The organism is Streptomyces sp. CA-288835, assembly GCF_050936385.1.
Classification (GTDB): Bacteria; Actinomycetota; Actinomycetes; order Streptomycetales; family Streptomycetaceae; genus Streptomyces.
In genome coordinates this window covers 7,716,054-7,740,738 of record NZ_JBNJMW010000001.1, presented here as the reverse complement: position 1 = coordinate 7,740,738, position 24,685 = coordinate 7,716,054, and the positions used below count along the sequence as shown (strand labels likewise).

22 protein-coding genes and 1 riboswitch are annotated in these 24,685 nt (G+C 68.7%); of the genes, 11 read left to right on the top strand and 11 right to left on the bottom strand.

Annotation, left to right across the window (positions count from 1 at the left end; translation table 11 throughout):
- The first annotated feature begins 79 nt into the window (after window positions 1–79).
- The 7 genes from ACQEVY_RS34905 (at window position 80) to ACQEVY_RS34875 (ending at window position 6,420) form a co-directional block, all read left to right on the top strand.
- Entirely contained in the window at window positions 80–811 is a 732-nt protein-coding gene (locus ACQEVY_RS34905; RefSeq protein ID WP_432953349.1) for a rhomboid family intramembrane serine protease, read from the top strand.
- Window positions 808–1,089, top strand: coding sequence for an Lrp/AsnC family transcriptional regulator (locus ACQEVY_RS34900; RefSeq protein ID WP_328772227.1), 282 nt, complete (start codon window positions 808–810; stop codon window positions 1,087–1,089). The genes ACQEVY_RS34905 and ACQEVY_RS34900 overlap by 4 nt, the downstream gene beginning before the upstream one ends.
- A gap of 108 nt (window positions 1,090–1,197) precedes the next feature.
- Window positions 1,198–1,521 carry a small secreted hydrophilic protein gene (locus tag ACQEVY_RS34895; RefSeq protein WP_432953348.1) on the top strand — a complete coding sequence of 108 codons (324 nt, stop codon included), beginning with the start codon at window positions 1,198–1,200 and terminating at the stop codon, window positions 1,519–1,521.
- Window positions 1,454–2,965 (top strand): sensor histidine kinase, encoded by a 1,512-nt coding sequence (locus ACQEVY_RS34890; protein WP_432953347.1) that lies wholly within the window; start codon window positions 1,454–1,456, stop codon window positions 2,963–2,965. Before ACQEVY_RS34895 ends, ACQEVY_RS34890 begins: the two co-directional genes overlap by 68 nt.
- On the top strand, window positions 2,962–3,627 hold the full coding sequence (locus ACQEVY_RS34885; protein ID WP_432953346.1) for a response regulator transcription factor: 666 nt from the start codon (window positions 2,962–2,964) through the stop codon (window positions 3,625–3,627). The genes ACQEVY_RS34890 and ACQEVY_RS34885 overlap by 4 nt, the downstream gene beginning before the upstream one ends.
- Window positions 3,628–3,743: 116 nt before the next feature.
- Window positions 3,744–5,159: an SLC13 family permease gene (locus tag ACQEVY_RS34880; protein WP_432953345.1), complete on the top strand. Its 1,416-nt coding sequence runs from the start codon at window positions 3,744–3,746 to the stop codon at window positions 5,157–5,159.
- A gap of 46 nt (window positions 5,160–5,205) precedes the next feature.
- Window positions 5,206–6,420 (top strand): glycerate kinase, encoded by a 1,215-nt coding sequence (locus ACQEVY_RS34875; protein ID WP_432953344.1) that lies wholly within the window; start codon window positions 5,206–5,208, stop codon window positions 6,418–6,420.
- Here ACQEVY_RS34875 and ACQEVY_RS34870 read toward each other — a convergent pair.
- The 6 genes from ACQEVY_RS34870 to ctaE form a co-directional block, all read right to left on the bottom strand.
- A complete protein-coding gene (locus ACQEVY_RS34870; RefSeq protein WP_432953343.1) occupies window positions 6,375–7,742 on the bottom strand; it encodes an aminotransferase class V-fold PLP-dependent enzyme in 1,368 nt (455 codons plus the stop codon). The two genes, ACQEVY_RS34875 and ACQEVY_RS34870, sit on opposite strands and share 46 nt — an antisense overlap.
- Before the next feature lie 39 nt (window positions 7,743–7,781).
- Window positions 7,782–7,898, bottom strand: a riboswitch (SAM riboswitch).
- A gap of 600 nt (window positions 7,899–8,498) precedes the next feature.
- Window positions 8,499–9,563, bottom strand: coding sequence for an anthranilate phosphoribosyltransferase (gene trpD / locus ACQEVY_RS34865; RefSeq protein WP_432953342.1), 1,065 nt, complete (start codon window positions 9,561–9,563; stop codon window positions 8,499–8,501).
- 139 nt (window positions 9,564–9,702) lie between these two features.
- The gene (gene qcrB, locus ACQEVY_RS34860) at window positions 9,703–11,328 is read right to left on the bottom strand and encodes a cytochrome bc1 complex cytochrome b subunit (protein WP_432953341.1); all 1,626 of its coding nucleotides are present in this window, start codon (window positions 11,326–11,328) and stop codon (window positions 9,703–9,705) included.
- Complete coding sequence (qcrA, locus tag ACQEVY_RS34855; RefSeq protein ID WP_432953340.1) at window positions 11,325–12,386, bottom strand: cytochrome bc1 complex Rieske iron-sulfur subunit; 1,062 nt, start codon at window positions 12,384–12,386, stop codon at window positions 11,325–11,327. The genes qcrB and qcrA overlap by 4 nt, the downstream gene beginning before the upstream one ends.
- A complete protein-coding gene (gene qcrC, locus ACQEVY_RS34850; protein WP_432953339.1) occupies window positions 12,383–13,192 on the bottom strand; it encodes a cytochrome bc1 complex diheme cytochrome c subunit in 810 nt (269 codons plus the stop codon). The genes qcrA and qcrC overlap by 4 nt, the downstream gene beginning before the upstream one ends.
- A 78-nt stretch (window positions 13,193–13,270) precedes the next feature.
- Window positions 13,271–13,891 carry an aa3-type cytochrome oxidase subunit III gene (ctaE, locus tag ACQEVY_RS34845; RefSeq protein ID WP_432953338.1) on the bottom strand — a complete coding sequence of 207 codons (621 nt, stop codon included), beginning with the start codon at window positions 13,889–13,891 and terminating at the stop codon, window positions 13,271–13,273.
- Window positions 13,892–14,119: 228 nt separating this feature from the next.
- Between ctaE and ACQEVY_RS34840 the strand changes: the two genes are divergently transcribed.
- Window positions 14,120–14,518, top strand: a complete 399-nt coding sequence (locus tag ACQEVY_RS34840) for a hypothetical protein (protein ID WP_432953337.1) — start codon at window positions 14,120–14,122, stop codon at window positions 14,516–14,518.
- 110 nt (window positions 14,519–14,628) lie between these two features.
- On the opposite strand, the gene ACQEVY_RS34835 is transcribed toward ACQEVY_RS34840, so the two are convergent.
- From ACQEVY_RS34835 to ctaC, 4 genes are all read right to left on the bottom strand, one after another.
- Window positions 14,629–15,879: an Ig-like domain-containing protein gene (locus tag ACQEVY_RS34835; RefSeq protein WP_432953336.1), complete on the bottom strand. Its 1,251-nt coding sequence runs from the start codon at window positions 15,877–15,879 to the stop codon at window positions 14,629–14,631.
- A gap of 131 nt (window positions 15,880–16,010) precedes the next feature.
- Window positions 16,011–16,409 carry a cytochrome c oxidase subunit 4 gene (locus ACQEVY_RS34830; protein ID WP_432953335.1) on the bottom strand — a complete coding sequence of 133 codons (399 nt, stop codon included), beginning with the start codon at window positions 16,407–16,409 and terminating at the stop codon, window positions 16,011–16,013.
- Entirely contained in the window at window positions 16,406–18,139 is a 1,734-nt protein-coding gene (gene ctaD, locus ACQEVY_RS34825) for an aa3-type cytochrome oxidase subunit I (protein WP_432953334.1), read from the bottom strand. The genes ACQEVY_RS34830 and ctaD overlap by 4 nt, the downstream gene beginning before the upstream one ends.
- Window positions 18,136–19,134, bottom strand: a complete 999-nt coding sequence (ctaC, locus tag ACQEVY_RS34820; RefSeq protein ID WP_432953333.1) for an aa3-type cytochrome oxidase subunit II — start codon at window positions 19,132–19,134, stop codon at window positions 18,136–18,138. Before ctaC ends, ctaD begins: the two co-directional genes overlap by 4 nt.
- A 334-nt stretch (window positions 19,135–19,468) precedes the next feature.
- On the opposite strand from ctaC, the gene ACQEVY_RS34815 reads away from it, so the two are divergent.
- Complete coding sequence (locus ACQEVY_RS34815) at window positions 19,469–20,851, top strand: cysteine desulfurase/sulfurtransferase TusA family protein (protein WP_432953332.1); 1,383 nt, start codon at window positions 19,469–19,471, stop codon at window positions 20,849–20,851.
- 13 nt (window positions 20,852–20,864) lie between these two features.
- Here the strand turns inward: ACQEVY_RS34815 and ACQEVY_RS34810 are convergent, their stop codons facing one another.
- Window positions 20,865–21,839 carry a carbohydrate kinase family protein gene (locus ACQEVY_RS34810; protein ID WP_432953331.1) on the bottom strand — a complete coding sequence of 325 codons (975 nt, stop codon included), beginning with the start codon at window positions 21,837–21,839 and terminating at the stop codon, window positions 20,865–20,867.
- A gap of 133 nt (window positions 21,840–21,972) precedes the next feature.
- Between ACQEVY_RS34810 and ACQEVY_RS34805 the strand changes: the two genes are divergently transcribed.
- Both ACQEVY_RS34805 and ACQEVY_RS34800 read left to right on the top strand, forming a co-directional pair.
- On the top strand, window positions 21,973–22,200 hold the full coding sequence (locus ACQEVY_RS34805) for a hypothetical protein (RefSeq protein ID WP_432953330.1): 228 nt from the start codon (window positions 21,973–21,975) through the stop codon (window positions 22,198–22,200).
- 348 nt (window positions 22,201–22,548) lie between these two features.
- A complete protein-coding gene (locus tag ACQEVY_RS34800) occupies window positions 22,549–24,666 on the top strand; it encodes a hypothetical protein (RefSeq protein ID WP_432953329.1) in 2,118 nt (705 codons plus the stop codon).
- Window positions 24,667–24,685: the final 19 nt, after the last annotated feature.

Genomic DNA, 24,685 nt, shown 5'->3' with positions numbered 1-24,685 from the left:
TGGCGTGTAGTCGACGCCCGTCACCGGGGAACGGCGAGGCACTCTGTGCTGTCTGGTCCGGTTACGTCATGATCTGGCCATGATCGGCAACTGGGGTGCGAGTCTCGTCCGGGCGGCCCGGAGTCAGTCCGCACCGGTGACCCACTCACTGATCACCCTGTGCTGTCTGATCTTCCTGTTCGGCCCGGCGTCGGGGCTCAACCCCGTGTATGGCACCGGTGACGAGCTCCTTTCCGCGCAGCGGGCCTATTTCGAGCGCTGGGGTGTCGTGCCCGTCGAGCTGTTCCGCGGGGAGGCGCGCGCCGTCCTCACCCCGGCCACGGCGCTGTTCGTGCACGGCAGCTGGCTGCATCTCCTCGGCAACATGCTCTTCCTCTTCGTCTTCGGTGCGATGGCCGAGGAACGGATGGGCCACCTCGGGTACGCCCTCTTCTACCTGGGCTGCGGCTGCCTCGCCCTGCTCGGCTACGCGGCCGCCCACGCCGACTCCGGACAGTCCCTGGTCGGCGCCTCCGGGGCGATCTCCGCGGTCCTCGGCGCGTTCCTTTACCTGTTCCCCAAAGCCCGCGTGACCAGTCTCTTCCCGTTCTTGTTCTTCCTGCCGCTGCGGTTCCCGGCCTGGGTGGTCCTGCCGTTCTGGGTGGCCCTGCAGTGGCTGGCGGCGACCCGTGAGACCAGGGGTCCGGGGGTCGCCTATCTGGCCCACCTCCTGGGCTTTTCCTTCGGCTTCCTCTACGCGTGGGTGCGTCAGGGCCGTACGGCTAAAGTGAAATCCCCAGCGACGGCCACCGAGGGAGAAAACCAGCCGTGATCACCGCGATCGTGCTCATCAAGACCAGCGTGGACCGCATCCCCGAGATCGCCGAGTCGATCGCGGCGCTGGACTCCGTCAGCGAGGTCTTCTCCGTGACCGGTACGTACGACCTGATCGCCATGGTCCGGGTGAAGGCCCACGACGATCTGGCGGACATCATCCCCGGGCAGATCAGCAAGATTCCTGGGGTGGAGGCCACGGACACGCATGTGGCGTTCCGTACGTACTCGCAGCACGACCTCGAGGCGGCGTTCTCCATCGGCCTCGACCACTGACGGTCCGGCGAAGCCGATGGCCACGGACGGTCCGATAAAGCCCGGGATGAAGAGTTCTTCATCTTGGGCTCATGCTTCTAGCCGTGTTCCGGCCGCAGGGTTACGGGCATGGCTTTCTCTCGTCGAATGGCGGCGCTGTCCGCCGTTGTATTGATCCCGCTGGGTATCGCCGCGACCAGCTTCGCGCTGGCCGACAATCCCGAATCGCCCAAGGTCCCTGCCACCGTGGAGGTGGACAGCGGCACCCCCTCGCCCACCATCTCACCCGGTTCCAAGGGCGCCTCCCCCACTCCCAAGCCCTCGCCGACGCCCAGCGACGAGGTCGTACGGCCTCCGGTGACCGACAGCCCCACGGGGGACGACGATGACGACGACAGCGGCCAGGGCGACGCCGACGACGGCCCCGGTGACGACGGACCCGGTGACAACTGATCATGGGTACCGGCGGATCACCGCCCGGTTCCGGATCCTCCTCTGGCTGCTGCTCATGATGGCCGTCGGGCTTGTCTCGGTGGCCACCACCACCCGCTACCTGCTGCTGCAGGACGTCGACAAGCGGATCAACCGCCTGCTCACGCAGGAGACCGCCGAGTTCGTCAACTTCGAGGAGCGCGGCGGGGATCCGCAGACGGGCCGGGCGTTCACGGATCCTGCCGAGGTGCTGTATGCCTTCCTGGAACGGCAGTTCCCCGACCCTGACGAAGAGCTCATCGGCCTGGAGCGCGTGCCGGGCGAACCCGACCCGCGGAAGATTCTCCAACAGCACGACGTGCCCGGCACGCAGCCTCTGATCGAGGACAACCACGCCCTGCGCCAGATCTTCCGTTCTGCCGCCTCCTCGGGCGTGCTGCACCGGGCGGAGGGTGAGGTCCGCTGGGCCAAGGTCTCCGTGGCGCAGCGGGGCGCGAGTCCGAGCGCCGCGTTCGTGGTGGCCATCCATCCCCAGGCCGAGCAGGAACGCGTGAACCATGAGTTCCGTATCCTGCTCGGCATCTCAGGGGGCGCTCTGCTGCTGACCATCGGCATCGGCTGGGGGGTCGCCGGGCGGATCCTCAAGCCGGTGCGGCTGGTGCGCATCACGGCCGCGGAGCTCACCGAGCAGGACCTCACCCGCCGGATCCCGGTGCGCGGCAGCGACGACATCGCCGCCCTGGCCGAGACGTTCAACGCGATGCTCGACCGGCTGGAGCGGGCCTTCACCGCCCAGCGCGAGTTCGTCGACGACGCCGGACACGAGCTGCGCACCCCGATCACCATCGTGCGCGGCCACCTGGAAGTGATGGGTGACGATCCTGCCGACCGCGAGGAGACCATCCGGCTCGTCGCCGACGAGCTGGACCGGATGAGCCGCATCGTCGAGGACCTGCTCCTGCTCGCCAAGACGGAGCGGCCTGACTTCGTGGTACCGGAGCCGGTGCAGGTCGCGGAGCTCACCGCCGATGTCTTCGTCAACGCGCGCACCCTCGGGGATCGCGACTGGCAGCTGGCCGAAGTCGCCGACGTAGAGGCCGAGTTGGACTTCCAGCGGATCACGCAGGCCATGGTCCAGCTGGCGCAGAACGCCGTGCAGCACACCACGCCCGGCCAGACCATCCGTATCGGCTCCCGCGTCGACGGCCCGACTCTGGAGTTGTACGTCGCCGACTCCGGGCCCGGTGTCCAGGAGCAGGACGCCGAGATCATCTTCGAGCGCTTCCGGCGGGGAAGCTTCAGGCGCGGTGCCCGTGGCTCCGGCGCCGGACTCGGATTGTCGATCGTCAAGGCGATCGCGGAGGGGCATCGGGGCCGCGTACGGCTGGATGACACACCCGGCGGCGGTGCCACCTTCACCCTCGTTCTGACCGAATCCCAGGTACTGGAAGGCAGCCCCACGTGAACCGCATCCTCATAGTCGAGGACGAGGAACGCATCGCTTCTTTCGTCGACAAAGGCCTGCGCGCCAACGGCTTCACCACGACCGTCGTCTCGGACGGCGACGACGGCTTCGAGTACGCCCTGACCGGCGGCTTCGACCTGATGGTGCTGGACCTCAACCTGCCAGGACGGGACGGCTTCACCATCCTGCGCGAACTGCGCGAGGCCCGCGTGACGACCCCCGTGATCGTGCTGACCGCGCGGGATTCCGTACGGGACACGGTGGCCGGCCTGGAAGGCGGCGCCGACGACTGGATGACCAAGCCGTTCCGCTTCGAGGAGCTGCTCGCCAGGGTCCGACTCAGGCTGCGTACGGCCGCCAGGGCGCCCGAGGTGACGGTCCTCAAGTCGGGTTCGCTGAGCCTGGACCTGCGCACCCGCCGTGCCCGGGCAGGGGAGCAGACCGTGGATCTGACGGCCCGTGAGTTCGTCCTGCTGGAGCTGTTCCTGCGGCATCCGGGGCAGGTGCTGTCCCGGGAACAGATCCTGTCCCACGTATGGGGCTACGACTTCGACCCCGGCTCCAACATCGTGGACGTCTACGTACGCACGCTGCGCAAGAAGCTCGGCGCGGAGCGGGTGGAGACGGTCCGCGGGATGGGGTACCGGCTGCCCACCGCGTGAAGCACCAACCGAAGCCCGGGCGAGAGCCCGGGCTCAAGGCTGCGCGAATGCCTGGGTGAAGTTCCTTTCATTTTCGGCTCATCGACGGCTCACCGCCCGAGTGAACCCTCGATGACGTGACATTGAACCTACGAGCAACCATTGCCCTGTGCGTGGCGCTGTCCCTGAGCACGCTGCTCGCGATGCCCATGAACTTCCCCGGGCTCGGCGCCGACGCGCGTTTCACACTCATCGTGTTCGTCCTGGCGACGGCCGCCTGGGTCGGAACGAAAATCGACGACACGTATATCGCGCTGGGCGCCGCACTGGCGCTCACGGTGACCGGCGTCATCAGCAACAACGCCTTGTTCGGCACCCTCGGCGACTCCACGGTGTGGCTGCTCATCTGCGCCTTCGTCATCGCGGCCGCGGTCACCCGGACCGGGCTCGCGGGGCGGGCGGCGGTGTTCCTGGTCAGCGGGGCCCGCACCGTGCGGCAGCTCGTACATCTGACGACGGCCGCGCTGGTCGTCACGGCGTTCGCGGTGCCCGCCACCTCGGGCCGGGCGGCGCTCGCCCTGCCCGTGTTCCTCGCCCTGGCCAAGGTCCTCGCCGACCGGAAGCGCCTGGTCGTGATGCTGGCGCTGCTGTTCCCGACCGTGATCCTGCTGTCGGCGGTGGCGACCCTGATCGGCGCCGGCGCGCATCTGATCACCGTGTCGGTGCTGCTGGACCAGACCGGGGAGCACATCGGCTTCACGCAGTGGCTGCTGCTGGGCCTGCCGCTGGCGGTGACGTCCTCCCACCTGGCCGCCGAACTGGTGCTCCTGACGACAACCCGGCGCGCGGACCGCCGCGGCCCGGTCCACATCACCGCCGAACAGATCCAGGAACACAGCGAGAGCCAGGTCACCGGCCCCTGGACGCAGGCCGAGAAGCGCTGCGCCCTGCTGCTCGCCACGGTCGTACTCCTGTGGTGCAGCGAGCCGCTGCACCGCCTGTCTCCCGCGATCGTCGCGCTGATCGGCGCGATCATCGCCGCCTCGCCCGCCCTCGGCACCGTACGCATGAAGGACGCGCTGAAGACCGTGCCCTGGGCCCTGCTGCTCTTCATGGCGGCGACCATGGCGATGGGCCTCGCGCTCGAGCACTCGGGAGCGGCGAAGTGGCTGGTCTCCGGGCTGCCGACGAATGAGCCCCCGGTGGTGTTCCTGGCGATCGTGATCGTCATCAGTACGGCGGCGCACCTGGTCCTGCAGTCCCGCTCGGCCCGCTCGTCCGTCCTGGTCCCGCTGGTGGCGGCCGCCGCCGTCGGCGTCGGCGTCAACCCGGTGTCGGCCGCGATCGCCTCCACCGCCGCCGCGGGCTTCTGCCACACGCTCCCCGCCTCCGCCAAGCCGGTCACGCTCTTCTCCCAGATCCCCGACGTGCCCACCTACACCCCGCGCGACCTCCTGCGGCTGTCCTCCTTCCTGGCGCCGCTGACCGCCGCGCTCGTCCTGCTCTTCGCCGTCGCGGTCTGGCCGCTGCTCGGCGTATCCGTCACCCGCTGATCCGTCACCTGTTCCCGCTAATCCGTCACCCGTTAAAGGAGCCCTCATGCTGACCCGTGTAGTCGTAGCCCCCAGTGGTTTCAAGGAGTCCCTGTCCGCGGAGGCCGCCGCCGACGCCATCGCGGCCGGCGTACGCCGTGTCCTGCCCGACGCCGAACTCGACCTCGTCCCGCTGGTGGACGGCGGCGAGGGCACGGCCGCCGCCCTGGCCGCCGCGACCGAGGGCCGGGTGATCACCCTGTCCGCCACCGGCCCCGTAGGGGAGATCCTCGGCACCCACTTCGCGCTGCTGGGCGGCGGGGACACCGCGGTGGTGGAGATGGCGGCGGTCGCCGGCCTCTCCCTGGTCCCGCGCGATCTACGCGACCCGGGCGCCACCACCACCTACGGCGTCGGCGAACTGATCGGCGCCGCCCTCGACATGGGCGTACGGCGCATCCTGGTCGGCTGCGGCGACTCGGGCACCTCGGACGGGGGCGCGGGCGCGCTCCAGGCACTCGGGGCCCGGCTGCTGGACGAGGACGGTCTCGAACTCGGCCCCGGCGGGCTGGAGTTGAACCGGCTCCACCGTATCGACCCGTCCGGTCTCGACGCCCGGCTGAAGGACGTGGAGCTGCTCGTCGCCTGCAACCCGTACAACGTGCTGTGCGGCGAGCGCGGCGTGGCCCGGGTCTTCGGCCCGCAGAAGGGCGCGACGCCCGAGCAGGTCGAGGAGCTGTCGGCGGCCCTGGAGAACTGGGCCTTCGTCCTCACCCGCGACGTGGCCGTCCCCGACACCGACCTCCGCAACGGCCCCGGCACCGGAGCCTCCGGCGGCCTGGGCGCCGGCCTCGCCGCCCTGGGCGCCCGGCTCCTACCCCGCTTCGAGGTCCTCCTCGAACGCCTCGACCTGGACGCCCGCCTGGCCCGCGCCGACCTGGTGATCACCGCCGAGGGCGCGCTGGACCTCCAGACGCCGCGCGGGAAGGTCCCGGCCGAGGTGGCCCGCCGCGCCAAGCAGTACGGACGGCCGGTCCTGGCCCTCGCGGGCACCCTCGGCGAGGGCGCCCACAACGTGCCGGGCGTGGACGCCTACCACGGGATCATGCCCTACCCGATGCCCCTGGCCGAGGCCATGGACCGAGCCACCGAACTCCTCACGGACGCCACCGAACGCGCCCTGCGGATGATCGCCCTCGGGGCCCGGCTACCGGTGGCTGACGGAGAGGTGCCCGCTCAGGCCGAGGTGTCGGGAACGCAACGCCCGTCCTCCGTACGGTAGTTCCACTTCGCGCCGTCCCGCACGAGCTCCTTCACGGCCTGCACGAACCGCTCCACGTGCTCGTCCGGCGTCCCCGCACCGAAGCTGACCCGGATCGCGTTGAGGGACTTCTCCCCGGGTGCGGCCTCGGGGGCCCCGCACTCGCCCTGCGACTGCGGGTCGCTCCCCAGCAGCGTGCGCACGAGCGGATGGGCGCAGAAGAGCCCGTCCCGTACGCCGATGCCGTACTCGGCGGAGAGCGCGGCGGCGAAGTGCGAGCTGTTCCACCCCTCGACGACGAAGGAGATGACGCCGACGCGGGGAGCGTCATCGCCGAACAGGGAGAGAACCCGCACCTCGGGCACGTCGGCGATGCCCTCCCGCACCCTGCAGATCAAGTACTGCTCGCGGGCCACAAGCGCATCGAACCCCGCCTCGCTGAGCGCCTTGCAGGCGGAGGCGACGGCGTAGGCGCCGATGACGTTGGGCGACCCGGCCTCGTGGCGGGCGGCACTGTCATGCCACTCCACATCGACGCCGCCGTCCGTACGCCGGGTCACCTTGCGGCTGGCCCCGCCGCCCGCAAGGTACGGCTCGGCCGCACGCAGCCAGTCGGAACGCCCCGCCAGCACGCCCGTCCCGAACGGCGCGTACAGCTTGTGCCCCGAGAAGGCGACCCAGTCCACGTCCAACTCCCTTACGGAGACCGGGTGATGAGGCGCCAGCTGCGCGGCGTCGAGCACGATCCGCGCACCGTGCGCATGCGCGGCCGCCGCAAGCTCCTGTACGGGCCACAGCTCGCCGGTGACGTTCGAGGCGCCGGTGACGCAGACGAGGGCCGGTCCCTGGGGCTCGCGTTCGGCGAGCGCGCGCTCGAGGGTGGCGACGGCCTGCGCGGGCGTGCGCGGCGCGTCGAGATACGTGACGCGGGCTTCCCGCCAGGGCAGCAGTGAGGCGTGGTGCTCGGTCTCGAAGACGTAGACCTGGCAGTCGGCGGGGAGGGCGGCGGCGAGCAGGTTCAGCGAGTCGGTGGTGGACCGGGTGAAGACGACCTGGTCCTCGTCGCGGCAGTCGAGGAACTCGGCGACGGTGTTCCGGGCGTTCTCGAACAGGTCCGTGGACAGCTGGGACAGGTAGCCGGCGCCGCGGTGCACGCTTCCGTAGTACGGCGCGTACGCGGCCACGTCGTCCCATACGCGCTGCAAGGCCGGGGCGCTGGCGGCGTAGTCGAGTGCGGCGTACGTGACTTCGCCGCCGGTTACGAGCGGGACGGTGACGTCCCGTCCCAGGACGGCCAACGGCTCGGCAACGGACTGCTCGGCGACGGCGGTGTTGGCAGACATGACACTCCCTCAAGACCAGGACCCCTGATCTGTGCGAGGGGTCCGCGCTTGTCGTAGGCCTTGCTGCCTACGACCTGGTCTTCACCCGGGGCACCCCGCCACGGACGGAGGGTTGCCGGACAGCCGGCCGGGGCCTTTTGGCTGTCACTCATGACCTGGTGTCGAACCTAAGCGGTCTGATCGTCCGCCCGCAACTCGGGTCCGGATCCCGGACGGTGCCGTTAACGAGCGGGCGGTTCCTTTCCCCAGCCCCGCCCCTTCCCGAAACTGGGGGCTCCGCCCCCAGGCCCCCTGCCTCCGGCGGGTGGGTGGGGTGCCTTCGGCGGGTGGGCGGGGGGTCTGTCGCGGGTGGGTGGGGTGCCTACCGGGGTGGGGGGTGACAGTCGTGTCGCGGCTGCGGGTGCGTTGTGGCTGGTCGCGCAGTTCCCCGCGCCCCTAAAAGCAAAAGCCTGCGACTGCCGGCACCCGGAAGGCGCCTGCGCCCCGAGCAAGCCCGCGGCTTGGTAAGCCCGCCCGGAGGGAGCCCGCACCCCCATGGCCCCGCGCCCGCCCACGGCGGCAAGGGGACGGGGCGGGGGTGTGCGCCCGCAGCGGCCGGCGCGCCAACACCGGCACCCTCTACCAGCCAACAGCAACGCGCGCCGGTCCGAGGACGGACACCCCCGACGCGGCCCCGCACCCACCACCCACCCAAGCGGCGCGAGGCTGTCACATATGCGGCTCCGCCGCGTGGGCGCGAGCAACCACAACGAACCGTCAGCTGTTGCTGACCGCCACCCAGCGGTCAAGCGTCCGCTTCGCCGCGCCCGAGTCAATCGCCTCCGCAGCCCTGCCCATCCCCGCACGCAGCTGGTCCGCCAGCGGGCCGTCGCCCGGTGACAGAGCCACCAACGCCGCCGCCGAGTTCAGCAACACAGCGTCCCGTACAGGACCCGTCTCCCCACCCAACAGCCGTTGCGCGACATCCGCGTTGTACGACGCGTCAGCGCCCCGCAACGCCTCCACCGGTACCAACTCGATCCCCACATCCCGCGGATCGAAGGTCTCCTCGTGGACCTTGCCGTCGCGGACCACCCACACCCGCGACGTGGACGTCGTCGTCAGCTCGTCCAGGCCGTCGTCGCCGCGGAACACCAGCGACGAGTTGCCGCGCTCGGCGAGGACGCCGGCCATGATGGGCGCCATCCGTGCGTCGGCGACCCCGACGGCCTGCGACCTCACACGGGCGGGATTCGTGAGCGGCCCAAGGAAGTTGAAGGTCGTGCGGATGCCCAACTGCCCCCGCGCGGCCGCCACATGCCGCAGCGCCGGATGGAACTTCACCGCGAAGCAGAAGGTGATCCCGGCCTCCTCGGCCACCTCGGCCACCCGCTTCGGTGTCAGCTCCAGATTGACCCCGAGCTTCTCCAGCACGTCCGAGGCACCGGACGCCGACGAAGCCGCCCTGTTGCCGTGCTTGACGACCTTCGCCCCGGTCCCGGCGATGACGATCGCCGACATCGTGGAGATGTTGACCGTCTTGGCCCCGTCACCACCCGTGCCGACGATGTCGACCGTCGCTCCTGGCACCTCGATCACGTTCGCGTGCTGGTACATCGTTCGCACGAGTCCGGCGAGCTCGTCGACGGTCTCCCCCTTGGCCCGCAGCGCCACCGCGAACCCGGCGATCTGCGCGTCGGTCGCCTCGCCGCGCATGATCAGGTCCATCGCCCAGGCGGTGTCGTCCGCGCTCAGGTCACGCCCGTCGAGCAAGCCGTTCAACAGCGCAGGCCAGGAACGACCCGCCGCGGTGTCGCCTCCAGCGGGGATCACAGCGCTCATAAGCCGCTCCTGGGTTCCGTCCCGGATCAGGGACTCCATACAACGATGGGAAACACCCTATCCAGCCCCGGACACGGCAAAGAGCCCCGTCCATGCAATGGACGGGGCTCTTTGGAACCGCGTGGCGAACGATCGGAGATCAGTGGTGGCCGTGACCGCTCGTAATCTCCCGGTACTCCTCAGCCGTCGGCTTGGGGATCTGGCTGTCCTCCCCGTAGTACGCCTTGCTGAGCTTGGACCGCAGCTTCTGCGGAGCCTTCACCTTGCGCTCGACGCCGTTCTCGTCGACCGTCGGGCCGATCTCGGCCGGCTGGTACTGCTCGTGCGTGGTGAGCACGTGCAGCTGCTCCTGACTGAGCGGCTCGTGGATCTCGATGAACTCACCGTGCGGCAGGCGCTTGATGATGCCCGTCTCGCGGCCGTGCAGCACCTTCTCCTTGTCGCGGCGCTGCAGGCCGAGACAGATCCGCTTCGTGACGATGAACGCGATGACCGGTCCGACGAAGAACCCGATCCGGACGAACCAGGTGACCGCGTTGATCGACAGATGGAAGTGCGTGGCGACGATGTCGTTGCCACCGCCGATCAGCATGACCATGTACGCGGTGATCCACGCGACACCGAAAGCCGTCCGGGTCGGCGCGTTGCGCGGCCGGTCCAGGATGTGGTGCTCGCGTTTGTCCCCGGTGATCCAGGACTCGATGAACGGATAGAGCGCGATCACTCCGAGGAAGAGACCGAAGAGCACCAGCGGGATGAACACGCCCAGGACGAGCGTATGGCCGGCGAAATTGATCTCCCAGCCGGGCATGGCGCGGATCAGTCCCTCGGCGAAGCCCATGTACCAGTCGGGTTGAGCACCCGTGGACACCTGATCCGAGCGATACGGCCCGAGCACCCAGATCGGGTTGATGGTCGCGACCGCGGACAGCATGGCGATGAAACCGAAGACCAGGAAGAAGAAGCCTCCGGCCTTGGCCATGTAGACCGGCAGCAGCGGCATGCCGACGACGTTCTTGTTGGTGCGGCCGGCCCCCGCGAACTGCGTGTGCTTGTGGTAGAAGACCAGGATCAGGTGGCCGACCACGAGTCCGAGCATGATGCCCGGCAGCAGCAGGATGTGGATCGAGTAGAACCGCGCGACGAAGTCGCCGCCCGGGAACTCCCCGCCGAACAGGAACATCGAGATGTACGTGCCCACGATCGGCGTGGCCAGGATCGCACCCTGGGTGAAGCGGACACCGGTGCCGGAGAGCAGGTCGTCCGGGAGCGAGTAGCCGGTGAAACCGGTGAACATGCCCAGGACGAACAGCAGGAAGCCGAACAACCAGTTGATCTCACGCGGCTTGCGGAAGGCGCCGGTGAAGAAGACGCGCATCATGTGCACGAACATGCCGGCGAGGAAGATGATCGCCGCCCAGTGGTGGATCTGCCGGATCAGCAGACCACCGCGGACGTCGAAGCTGATGTCCAGCGTGGAGGCGTACGCCTCCGACATCAGCTGGCCCTGCATCGGCACGTAACTGCCGTGGTAATGGACCTCGTTCATCGACGGGTGGAAGAACAGCGTCAGATACACACCCGTGAGGATGATGATGATGAAGCTGTAGAGGCAGATCTCACCCAGCATGAAGGACCAGTGGTCCGGGAAGATCTTGCGCATATTGGCCTTGGCCAGGCCGTAGATGCCGAGTCGGCCATCAGCCCAGTCGGCGACCCGCTCGCCCGCGGGTGCCTTGCGGCGGTCGTCAGATGCAGTGCTCATCCGCGCTCCCAGAAAGCAGGACCGACGGGCTCTTCGAAGTCGCCGAGCGCCTCGAGGTAGCCCTCGTCGTTCACGGCGATCCGCAGCTGCGGAAGGGCGTGACCAGCGGGGCCGAAGATCACTCGGGCACCGTCGGAGAGGTCGAAGGTGGACTGGTGACAGGGGCAGAGGACGTGATGCGTCTGCTGCTCGTACAGGGAGATCGGGCAGCCGACGTGGGTGCAGATCTTCGAGTACGCGACGATGCCCTCGTGGGACCACTCGAGTTCGCGCTTGTCCTTGATGTCGTCCGGCTGGATCCGGACGATCATCAGGGCCGCCTTGGCGATCTCGACCTGGAACTCGTGGTCGTCCTCCTCCAGGCGCTCGGGCTTGGCGAAGGTCAGTGAACCGACCGCGATGTCGGAGGGACGCAGCGGCTCGTTCGTGTTCATGTTGACGAGCAGCTCGCCCTTGCGCCACATCGTGTGCCGCAGCTTGGTCTCAGGCAGCGGACCGAGGTCGCGCAGCAGGACGACGCCGGAGAGCGGGAACAGGGCCAGCGCGCCGAACATCGTGTTGCGGATCAGCTTGCGGCGGCCCAGGTCGGAGTCCTTGGCACCCTGCCGGAAGTCCTCCATGACCTTGGCCTTGACCTCGGGCGTGGCCTCGATCGCGTGCCGCTCGTCGACGAGTTCCACGTCGGACATCAGGGTGCGGGCCCAGTGGACCGCGCCCGCGCCGATGCAGAACAGCGCGCTGCCGAGGGTCATACCCAGCGCGAAGTTCAGCGCGCTGATGTGGCCGAGCGGCCAGATGTAGACCGTCTTGTCGACCGGGATCGTCACGAACGCGGCGATGAAGCCGATCGTGGACAGCATCGACACCGTGAACAGGAAGGCGACCGTACGCTCGGACCGCTTGGCGGCCCGCTCGTCGATGTCCTGGATGCGGTGTTCGTGGGGCGGCAGCCCCGGGTCCGCGAACGGGTTCTTCTCGCCGGGAACGGCTACTTCGCCGTTCTTGTCGGCGGCCTGCTCAGCGGGCAGGTTCTCTTCTGGAGTTTCTTGGCTGCTCATGACTTCCTGGCCTTTGCGGTCCGGGCGGCCACCCACACGGCGACGGCGATCAGTCCACCGAGACCGAAGATCCAGCCGAACAGGCCTTCACTGACCGGCCCGAGGCCGCCCAGCTCGAGTCCGCCGGGGCTCTTCGACTTGTCGCTGTTGACCTCGTCCAGGAAGGCGATGATGTCCTTCTTGTTCTGCTCCGTCAGCGTGGTGTCCGGGAAGGACGGCATGTTCTGCGGGCCGGTCTGCATGGCCTCGTAGATGTGCTTCGGATCGACGTCTTCCAGCGTCGGGGCGTACTTGCCGTTGGTCAGCGCGCCGCCCTTGCCGGTGAAGTTGTGGCACTGCGCGCAGTTGGTACGGAAGAGCTCGCCGCCCTTGGCGATGTCCGCGCCCTCCGGGCTGTACTGGTTCTCGGTCGGCACGGAGGGACCGGCACCCAGCGAGGCGATGTACGCCGCGAGCTGGTCGATCTCGGCCTGCGAGTAGATGTTCTTCTTCTTGGGCACCTGCGCGCCGGGCTGCTGCGCCGGCATCCGGCCGGTGGCGACCTGGAAGTCGACGGCCGCGGCGCCCACACCCACCAGGCTCGGACCGTCGGTGGTGCCCTTACCGCCGGTGCCGTGGCAACTGGCGCAGCCGACGGCGTAGAGCTTCTGGCCCTCCTCGATGGTGAGGGACTGGGCGGTCTCATCGGCCACGGCCTTGTCCGGGGGCGCGACCAGGGTGTAGATCCCCCCGGTGGCCGCCAGCGCGATGAGTAGGACGACGACCGCCGCCAGCGGATGGCGTCGTCGTGCGGAGAGCTTTTTCACGGATTACCCCGGTGTCAGGATCTTCTGCGTCGATGCTTCTGGGAGGTGCGCCTGTGGAGCGCGCGGGAGCGGGCCCGGTTACTTGATCATGTAGATCGTGGCGAAGAGGCCGATCCAGACGACATCGACGAAGTGCCAGTAGTAGGACACGACGATGGCGGCGGTCGCCTGCTCGTGCGTGAACCTGTGGGCCGCGTACGTACGCCCCAGGACCAGCAGGAAGGCGATGAGGCCACCCGTCACGTGCAGGCCGTGGAAGCCGGTGGTCAGGTAGAACACCGAGCCGTACGGGTCGGACGAGAGCGAGAGGCCCTCGTGCTTGACCAGCTCCGTGTACTCGAAGACCTGACCGCCGATGAAGATCGCACCCATGATGAAGGTGACGATGAACCACATCCGGAGCTTCTTCACGTCCCCGCGCTCGGCCGCGAACACGCCGAGCTGGCAGGTGAGGGAGGAGAGCACCAGGATCGTGGTGTTGGCCGCCGAGAACGGGAAGTTGAGGAGGTCGGCCTTCTCCGACCAGAACTCGGGACCGGTCACCGATCGCAGGGTGAAGTACATCGCGAAGAGGGCCGCGAAGAACATCAGCTCGGAACTCAGCCAGATGATGGTTCCGACGCTGGTGAGGTTCGGCCGATTGACCGACGGGTGCGCGTGCCCGGTATCTACTGTCGTTGCTGTCGCCACGACCGACATTATGTCGGTCGCTTATCCCGCCCTCACTCCGGGGGGTGCCGTTCGGAGTGTCTGTCCGCTGTGGGCTGCTCGGATGGGTCAGGGAAGGGGGTACGGACCGGTGTGGATCAGGTGGTCGAGGGAGTAGCATCCGCGCATCGGGCCATGCCTGCCCGTATGGCCCATGGCCGTTTGACCTACGTCCGTACGACGTCCTTACGACGCGAGTCCCGAAGTAACGGAGGAACAATGCAGGCGACCGCCACGGTGCTGGTCTACAGCGACGACTCCAACACGCGGGAGCAGGTGCGGCTCGCCACGGGGCGTCGGCCGGCGACTGATGTTCCTCAGGTCGAGTTCATCGAGTGCGCTACTCCTGCGGCGGTTCTGAAGGAGCTGGACCGGGGTGGGATCGATGTGTGCGTGCTGGACGGGGAGGCCGTTCCCATGGGTGGCATGGGGATGTGCCGGCAGATCAAGGACGAGGTGTTCAACTGTCCGCCTGTGCTTTTGCTGATCGGGCGGCCTCAGGATGCGTGGCTTGCCACGTGGTCTCGGGCCGATGCGACGGCAATCCTGCCGGTTGAGCCTGTTGACTTCGCGTCGGCGTTGGCTTCTCTGCTGAGGCAGAGGGCGCTTAGCGCCTGAGAGCTCGGTCGGGTTGGTGGTTTGGCGACTGCCGGTCCGTTGTGGTTGATCGCGCAGTTCCCCGCGCCCCTGACGGGGCGCCCCAGTGAGCGTCGCTTACACCGGCACTGTTACGCCGATACCGGGCTCAAGCGTGCTCTCTCCTCCGGGCTTGGGCCCTCTACCAATGCGCTGCCCTTTTGCCAGTTTTGCCAGTCGAGGTTCCATTCGCCGTGGCCGTTGCCGAAGGCGGGCATCATCTCGCCGTTTGAGTTGATGACCTTGACCAGGTCGCCGGGGCGGACCGTCTTGAAGAACCAGGCGGCGTTCTCGGTGCTCATGCCGGTGCAGCCGTGGCTGACGTTGGCGGAGCCCTGGGAGCCGGTGGACCAGGGGGCGGCGTGGACGTACTCGCCGCTCCAGGTGACGCGGGTGGCGTAGTACACGGGCAGGTCGTAGTTCTCCGAGCTGCCCTCGGCGATGCCGATGCTGGTGCCGCGCATCCGTACGAAGTACTCCTTGCCGAGGACGACCTTGACGCCGTTGCGGGTCTCGAAGCCCGGCTTGCCGGTGGTGACGGGGATCTGCTTGATCTCCTTGCCGTTCCGGTAGACCGACATCGAGTGGGCGGCGGCGTCCGTGACGGCCTCGACGCGGTCGCCCGTGGTGAGCTTCAGCGGCTTGGTCTTGCCGCCCCAGAGCCGTTCGGCGATCTTTATGCCGTCGAGGTTGCTGGACGCGCGGATGGTGGCGTGGGCGGGCCAGTACTCCTTGGGGCGGTAGTGCAGGGTCTTGTTGTCCACCCAGTGCCAGCCGCCCTGTACGGCGGGCTGTGAGACGACCTTGAGGGCGCGCTCGACGACCTTGCGGGCCGCCTTGTCCTTGAGGGGCGCGCTGAGTTCGGCCGTGACGGGCTGGCCGACGCCGTACGTACCCGCTTGTGGGCCGAACTTGACGCCCAGCCGCTTCTTCGTGGTGGGCCTGCCGGTGTCGAAGGTGAGCACCTTGCGGCCGGGCGCCCCGTCGCCGTTCTCCGTGCTCACCCGCACCGTGTAGCGGGCGCTCGCGGCCAATGGTGAGGTGCTGTGCCAGCGGGAGCCGTCCGCGGAGAGTTCGCCCGCCACGTACCGCCCGGTGGCGTCCGTGGCCGTCACGTCGGTGATGCGGCCGCCGGAGTCCTCGGCGGTGATCTCCAGGGGCTTGTCCGGGTCGGCCTTCTTGCCGTCGCCTACCGGGGCGTTGAAGGAGACCTGGTCCGTGGCGTCGTACGGACTGGCCGAGAGCGGGTGGCCGTCGGAGGTGCAGGCCGTGATGCCCGCGCCCAGGGTGACCAGTAGCAGTGCACAGCTGGTTGCGGTGCGGTTTCGCGGTGAGAGGCTCATGCGTTCAACGTAGGAACGCATGACCACGGTGGCGCGGCGGGTGGCCCGTGTGAGGGACGCGTTGTCCGGCAAACGAGGGAGCCCGGACCCTCCGTGACGGAGTGTCCGGGCTCCAGAGCGCTGAGCGCGTGTTACTGGGTGCGGTTCTCGCCGTGGTAGTACTCGAAGACCCAGCCCCACAGGCCGATCATGATGATCGGCACCGAGAAGTACAGCAGCCACCAGCCGAAGACGACGCCCATGAAGGCGAGCGCGCCACCGATGCCGAGGGAGAGCGGCTGCCAGCTGTGCGGGCTGAAGAAGCCGATCTCACCGGCGTCGTCCGCGACGTCGGCCTCCTTGTCGTCCTGGGCGCCCACGTCGACCCGCCGGGCCGTGAAGGCCAGGTAGTAGCCGATCATGATGCTCAGGCCGAAGCCCAGGAAGAGCGCCGTGGTACCGGCCGGTTCCTTCGACCAATAGCCATAGACGATCGCCATGGCGAGGATGAAGACGGCCAGCCAGATGAACATCTTGCCCTGGATCTTCACTTACCGGCCTCCTTGCCACCAGCGAGGGACTTCTCGGGGGGACCGACGTTCTCGAGCTGGTCGAGGGCGGCGATCTCCGGGTGGTGCAGGTCGAACGCCGGGGATTCACTGCGGATCCGCGGCAGGGTGAGGAAGTTGTGCCGCGGCGGCGGGCAGGACGTGGCCCACTCCAGCGAGCGGCCGTAGCCCCACGGGTCGTCGACTTCGACTTTCTTGCCGTACTTGGCGGTCTTCCACACGTTGTAGAAGAACGGCAGGATCGACAGGCCGAGCACGAACGAGCTGATCGTCGAGATCGTGTTCAGCGCGGTGAAGCCGTCGGCCGCGAGATAGTCCGCGTACCGCCGTGGCATGCCCTCGGCACCCAGCCAGTGCTGGACGAGGAACGTGCCGTGGAAGCCGATGAACAGCGTCCAGAAGGTGATCTTCCCGAGGCGTTCGTCGAGCATCTTGCCGGTCATCTTCGGCCACCAGAAGTGGAAGCCGGAGAACATCGCGAACACCACGGTGCCGAACACCACGTAGTGGAAGTGCGCCACCACGAAGTACGAGTCCGAGACGTGGAAGTCCATCGGCGGCGAGGCCAGGATGACACCGGTCAGACCACCGAAGGTGAAGGTGATCAGGAAGCCGGTGGCCCACAGCATCGGGGTCTCGAAGGACAAAGACCCCTTCCACATCGTTCCGATCCAGTTGAAGAACTTCACGCCTGTTGGCACGGCGATCAGGAACGTCATGAAGGAGAAGAACGGCAACAACACACCGCCGGTGACGTACATGTGGTGCGCCCACACGGTGACCGACAGGCCGGCGATCGCGATGGTCGCGCCGATCAGGCCCATGTAGCCGAACATCGGCTTGCGGGAGAAGACCGGGATGACCTCGGAGATGATGCCGAAGAACGGCAGGGCGATGATGTACACCTCTGGGTGGCCGAAGAACCAGAAGAGGTGTTGCCACAGCAACGCGCCGCCGTTGGACGCGTCGAAGATATGGGCGCCGAACTTTCGGTCCGCCTCCAACGCGAAGAGCGCGGCGGCCAGCACCGGGAAGGCCAGCAGCACCAGCACGGCGGTGAGCAGCACGTTCCACACGAAGATCGGCATGCGGAACATGGTCATGCCCGGGGCGCGCATGCAGATGATGGTGGTGATGAAGTTGACCGCGCCGAGGATGGTGCCGAATCCGGAGAACGCCAGACCCATGATCCACATGTCCGCCCCGATGCCCGGCGAGCGGACCGCGTCGGACAGCGGCGAGTAAGCGAACCAGCCGAAGTCGGCGGCGCCCTGCGGGGTGAGGAAGCCGCCCACCGCGATCAGCGAGCCGAACAGGTACAGCCAGTAGGCGAACATGTTCAGCCGCGGGAACGCCACATCGGGGGCGCCGATCTGCAGCGGCATGATCCAGTTCGTGAAACCGGCGAACAGCGGCGTCGCGAACATCAGCAGCATGATCGTGCCGTGCATCGTGAACGCCTGGTTGAACTGCTCGTTCGACATGATCTGGCTGCCGGGGCGGGCCAGTTCGGCGCGCATCAGCAGCGCCATCACGCCGCCGATGACGAAGAACGCGAACGACGTGACCAGGTACAGCGTGCCGATCGTCTTGTGGTCCGTGGTGGTGAGCCACTTGACCACGACGTTGCCGGGCTGCTTCCGCCTTACCGGGACCTCGTTCTGGTACGTGTCTTCCGGCGCGGCGCCCTGAGGTTCATTGAGGATGCTCACAGCTGCTTCGCCTCCCGGTCCTTCTCGTGGTCCGTCTGCTCGATGCCCGCCGGTACGTAACCGGTCTGGCCCTTCTCCGCGAGCTCCTTGAGGTGCTGCTCGTAGCGCTCGGGGGAGACGACCTTCACGTTGAAGAGCATCCGGGAGTGGTCGACGCCGCACAGTTCGGCGCACTTGCCGAGGAAGGTGCCCTCCTTGTTGGGGGTCACCTGGAAGGCGTTGGTGTGGCCCGGGATGACGTCCTGCTTCATCAGGAACGGCACCACCCAGAAGGAGTGGATGACGTCACGCGAAGTGAGGACGAAGCGGACCGTCTTGCCCTTGGGGAGCCAGAGGGTCGGACCGGGGTTGTTCGTCTGGGGGTTCCGCTGGCCCGGGGTGCCGACGTCGTAGACGCCGCCGGCGTTCGCCGGGAAGTCGTCCTTGAACCGCTTCGGAATCGCGTCCAGGTTCTCGTCGGTCTTCGCGTCGCCGTTCGAACCTTCGACGTTCTCGACGTAGTTGAAGCCCCAGCTCCACTGGTAGCCCACGACGTTGATCGTCACATCGGGCTTCTTGGAGGTGTCGAGGAGCTCCGACTCGTCGCGGGCGGTGAAGTAGAACAACACCGAGACGATGACGAGCGGGACCACCGTGTACAGCGCCTCGATGGGCATGTTGTACCGGGTCTGCGGGGGAACCTCGACCTTGGTGCGGCTGCGCCGGTGGAAGATGGTGCTCCACAGGATCAGACCCCACACCAGCACGCCGGTAGCGAGCGCGGCAGCCCAGGAACCCTGCCACAGGGAGAGGATCCGCGGAGCCTCTTCCGTGGTCGGGGTCGGCATACCAAGGCGGGGGAAGTCTTCCCAGTTGTACGAGCAGCCGGAGGCTGTCGCCAGGACCAGGCCCACAGTCAGTGCCTGCAGCAGCTTCCGCCGGAGCGGGCGCCGCGACGTGGGGGTACCGCCCGCGCCCCCCGGGGCGTGGGGGAGGTCGGAGCCGTTGGGACTCACGTAGCGCCTTCCCGAGAGTCTCGCCCGCGCGTGATTGGCTGCGGCCTTCTCGGTGGTCGGTCGCCGCCCTGCGACGGGCAGGGGTTTGGATGTTTATGCGGACCAAACCCTAGCCGACGCCCTCCGGGGGTTCGCGGGGAGGGGGCCCCTCCGTGCCGCCGGTCAGCCGAAGGCTCTTTTGGGGCGCCTATTAGCTCGGGGGTGCTGCTTTGACTGCGTCTGCGGGTGCGTTGTGGTTGAGCGCGCCCCGCGGCGCAGCCGCAAATGTCACAGCCCCGCGCCCCTTACGTCTGCTGCCCTCAGGTCCGCTGCCCTGCGGAAGTAGCGTTACTGTGTGGCCTACTTTGACGCTGCTTCCAGCGCTCCCCTCCATCCTGTTGCTCGGCAGGCTCTTGTTGCTGCGCTCGATGAAGGGTGGGCCGATCCCGCTCGGCTTTATCGCGAGGGGCGGCGGGCCCGGCTGCTTCTCGATGCGGCTCGGGAGGCTGCTGCCGAGGCTGTTGGGTGTCGGGCTGACGAGTTGGTGTTCACCTCGTCCGGTACGTCGGCCGTGCACTCGGGGATCGCGGGGGCGCTGGCGGGGCGTCGGCGCGTTGGGCGCCACCTGATCGTGTCCGGGGTCGAACACTCTTCTGTGCTGCATGCGGCGGAGGTTCACCGGAGTGAGGGCGGGTCGGTGACCGAAGTGGGCGTACTGCGTACGGGGGCCGTGTCCCCGGACTCGTACGCCGCCGCGCTCCAGGCCGACACCGCGCTGGCCTGTCTGCAGTCGGCCAACCATGAGGTGGGTACGGAGCAGCCGGTGGCCGTGGTCGCCGACGCGTGCCGTGAGGCGGGCGTGCCGCTGCTCGTCGACGCGGCGCAGTCGTTGGCGTGGGGGCCGGTCGAGGGTGAGTGGTCGGTGCTGACGGGCAGTGCGCACAAGTGGGGCGGGCCGTCGGGGGTCGGGCTGCTCGTCGTACGCAAGGGGGTGCGGTACGCAGCTCAAGGCCCCGTCGACGAGCGGGAGTCGGGGCGCGCTCCCGGCTTCGAGAACATCCCCGGCATCGTCGCCGCGGCGGCCTCGCTGCGGGCGGTGCGCGCGGAGGCCGCCGCCGAGTCGGCCCGGCTGCGGGAGTTGACGGACCGGATCCGGGCGCGGGTGCCCGAACTGGTCCCGGATGTGGAGGTGGTGGGCGACCCGGTGCGCCGGCTCCCCCATCTGCTCACCTTCTCCTGTCTCTATGTCGACGGAGAGACACTGCTGCACGAGCTCGACCGCGAGGGCTTCTCCGTGTCGTCCGGATCGTCCTGTACGAGCAGCACGCTGACGCCGAGCCATGTGCTGAAGGCGATGGGGGTGCTGACGGAGGGCAACGTCCGCGTGTCGTTGCCCCTGGGCACGACCGAGCAGGACGTGGACCGCTTCCTCCAGGTCCTCCCGGCCGCGGTCTCGACGGTCCGCCAGAAGCTGGGCGCTCCGGTCCACACGCCGAGAGCGTCCGCGGCCGAAGAAACCCTCACCGTGGACGCCCTCGGCAGGCGCTGCCCCATCCCGGTGATCGAACTCGCCAAGGTCATCGACGACGTTCCCCTGGGCGGCACGATCCGGGTCCTGTCGGACGACGAGGCGGCCCGCCTGGACATCCCGGCGTGGTGCGCGATGCGGGGCCAGGAGTACGTGGGAGAGGAGCCGGCGGACCACGGTTCTGCTTACGTGGTCCGCCGTACGTCGTAGTTGAGGGTGGCCGTCAGCCCAGGTGGGACTGGACCTCCGCCGCCGCCTCATGCCCGTACGCCTTGGTGAAGCGGTCCATGAAGTGGGTGCGGCGCAGCTCGTACTCCTGGGTGCCCGTGGTCTCGATGACCAGCGTGGCGAGCATGCAGCCGACCTGGGCGGCGCGCTCGTGCGAGACGCCCCAGGCCAGGCCCGAGAGGAAGCCCGCGCGGAACGCGTCACCGACGCCGGTCGGGTCGACCTTCGCCGTCTCCTCGGCGGTGCCGACCTCGATGGTGTCCTCGCCGACGGCCTCGATACGGACGCCGCGCGCGCCGAGCGTCGTCACACGGTGGCCGACCTTGGAGAGGATCTCGGCGTCGGTCCAGCCGGTCTTGGACTCGATGAGCCCCTTCTCGTACTCGTTCGAGAAGAGGTACGTCGCGCCGTCCAGCAGTATGCGGATCTCCTCGCCGTCCATGCGGGCGATCTGCTGGGAGAAGTCGGCCGCGAAGGGGATCCCCCGGCTCCGGCACTCCTCGGTGTGCCGGAGCATCGCCTCGGGGTCGTCCGCGCCGATGAGGACGAGGTCGAGCCCGCCGACGCGGTCGGCGACCTTCTTGAGCTCGATGAGCCGGGCCTCGCTCATGGCGCCCGTATAGAACGAGCCGATCTGGTTGTGGTCGGCGTCCGTGGTGCAGACGAAGCGCGCGGTGTGCAGCACCTCGGAGATGCGTACGGAGGCGGTGTCGACGCCGTGCCGGTCCAGCCAGGCCCGGTACTCGTCGAAGTCGGCGCCCGCGGCTCCGACCAGGATCGGCGAGGAGCCGAGCTGACCCATGCCGAAGGCGATGTTGGCGCCCACACCTCCCCGGCGTACTTCGAGGGAGTCGACCAGGAACGAGAGCGAGACCGTGTGCAGCTGGTCGCCCACCAGCTGGTCGGCGAAGCGCCCGGGGAAGGTCATCAGGTGGTCGTTGGCGATGGAGCCGGTGACTGCGATACGCACGGCTAGGACACACTCCTGCGAGGAGGGAGATTGACAGTTCACGCTATCGGGTCGGCCCCGCGACTTCGAAGCGGGCAGATCTACCCGATAGTAGGGCTTTTGCCGTATGCCTTGCGGTGCTTACGGTTCCAATATGACGAACCTCAAGATCCACGGCTCCGCTCCGCTCGGCCTCGAGGGCTCTCTCGACCTCGACGGCGGCCTCGCGGAGCTGCGCGGCGACTGCGCCAGGATGGTGCCGCACTGGCCCGCATCCGCCCGGATCACTCCCCACCCGGTGTCCCCGTCACTCATCCACGGGGTAACGGTTCCGCCGACATCGGCTCGGCTGCTGGACGCGATGTCCGACTACGGCGACTGATCGCCCCTGAAGGGGCGCGGGGCTGTGACATATGCGGTTCCGCCGCGATGGGGGTCCCCCCGCGCGAGCTCGATTCGAGCGTGGGGGAGCGAGCAACCACAACGAACCGGCACTCGCTCAGCCGCCGGAGGCACCCGCGGGGAACTGCGCTGAGCCGTGAGTGGGTGGCGACCAGCCCCTGACGAACCGCGGCATTCAGTCCGCCTCCCTCCCGGAGGGAACCGAGCGCTCCCCCGCCGCGTCCCATGGCTGTCCCCCGTAAAGGGGAGACGGGATACGACCCTGCTGCGCCCTGCCCTGTCAGGGCTGGGTCTCATGGGACCGCGGTGCGGTAGAAGGAGCGATGCGGTGAACACCGAGCGACCCGATGACGATGCCGTCCGGGAGGACGCCGCCCCGGAGGAAACGGTCGGGGCGGAGGCCACCACGGACGAAGCGGTCACGGATGAGGCCGTACGAGCCGACGCCGCGCCCGGCGAAACGGCCGGGGCCGAGGCTGAGCGGGACGATGCCGCCGCCACGGACGAGGCCGTCCGGGCAGAGGCCGCCACGGACGAAGCCGTCGCGGACGAGGCCGTACGGGCCGAGACCGCGCCCGGCGAAACGGTCGCAGCGGAAGTCTCCGCGGCCGAGGCAGCGCCGGAGGCAACGGTCCCGAACGAGACGGCCGGGGCGAAGGCCGCCATGGACGAAACCGTCACGGATGAGGCCGTCCGCGCCGAGACCGCGCCCGGCGAAACGGCCGGGGCCGAGGCCGAGCGGGACGAGGCCGCCCCGGGTGAAGCCGTCCGGGCAGAGGCTGTCCCAGCCGAAGCCGGCGGGGCCGAGGCCACGCCAGACGAGACGGCCGGGGCGAAGGCCGTCACGGACGGAGCCGTCAGGGCCGCAGCCGCGCCGGACGGGAACGTCCGGGAGGAAACAACCCCGGACGAAACCGCTGCGGCCGAGGCCGGCCGGGATGAGGCCATCCGGGAGGAAGCCTCACTAGGCGAAACCGTCGCGGCCGAGGCCCACCCGGACCAGGCTGCCCCGGACGAGGTCGTCCGGGACGAAGCTGGCCGCGACGAAACCGGCCATCCGCGCCGGAGGCGCTCCATGGCGGTCGCCGCCTCGGTCGTGGCCGCTGTGCTGCTCGTCGGAGGCGGCGGCGCGTACTTCGCCACGACCGCTTCGGACGGCGGTGGCGCGGATGACCGGGGCGGAGCCGGTGCGCCGGGAGGGCAGGCCGAGCCGCCGCCGCTCGCTCTGGACGGCTACACCGGGAGCGGTTCGGGCGAGCCGAACGGCGTCGCGCCCGGCGAGCCTGACCCGAACGGCACGAAGTACCGCCTCGCGGGCAAGGCCCCCGACGGCCCCGACTCCGCGCCCGTGTACCGCACGAAGGGCGAGGTCACGGCCGCCGAGGTGACCGACCTCGCCAAGGCCCTCGACGTGCCGGGCAAGCCGGTGGCGGAGGGCGAGGCCTGGAAGGTCGGGGCCGCCGAGGTCGGTACGGGACCGAGCCTTCAGGTGAACAAGAAGGCGCCCGGCAACTGGACGTACAGCGAGGGCAACGCGACCGCCGAGGACGCCAAGGCCGACCCGGTGAGCGTGGACGCCGCGAAGAAGGCCGCCGCGCCCGTACTGAAGGCGATCGGCCAGGACGACGCGAAGCTCGACGCGAGCCAGCTCATGGGCGCGAAGCGCGTGGTGAACGCCGAGCCGGCGTTCGGCGGGCTGCCGACGTACGGCTGGACGACCGGTGTCCAGATCGGCGCGGACGGTCAAGTGGTGGGCGGCAGCGGCCAGTTGAAGCCACCGGTGAAGGGCGACACGTACCCGGTGCTCGACGCGCAACAGACGCTCGACCTGCTGAACCAGTCCGGAGCGGGCGACGGACGCGTGGGCATCGGCGGCTGCGCCACCCCCGCACCCCTGGAGGAGGGGACGGAGAACGCCCCGTGCGAGCCGTCGATCTTGAAGGCCACGCCGACTGAGGTGGTCGAGAAGGCCACCTTCGGTCTGGCGTCGCAGTTCGTGGACGGGCAGCAGGCGCTGGTGCCGTCTTGGCTCTTCGAGGTACGGACCGAAGGCGCCGAGCAGACCTACACGGTGACCCATCCGGCGGTCGAACCCACCTACCTGACCGCTCCGGCCCCGAAGCCCGAGAACCCCGGTGGCGACCCGAGCGCCGCGCCTGAGCGGCAGAACGTCAAGGTCGAGGGCTACAGCGCTGACGACAGCAAACTGACCGTGCGCTTCACGGGCGGCGTCTGCAGCGACTACTCGGCCTCGGTCGAGGAGGCGGGCGACACCGTGACGGTCAAGGTGACCGAGACACCGTGGAAGGACAAGGTCTGCATCATGATCGCGAAGACCTTCCACAAGACCGTGGACCTGAAGGAACCGCTCGGGGACCGCAAGGTCGTGGGTACGGACGGCAAGGCGCTGCCCCTGGAGAAGGACCTGCCGAAGGTCACCGAGTAGGCCCCGCCGGGCAGGACCG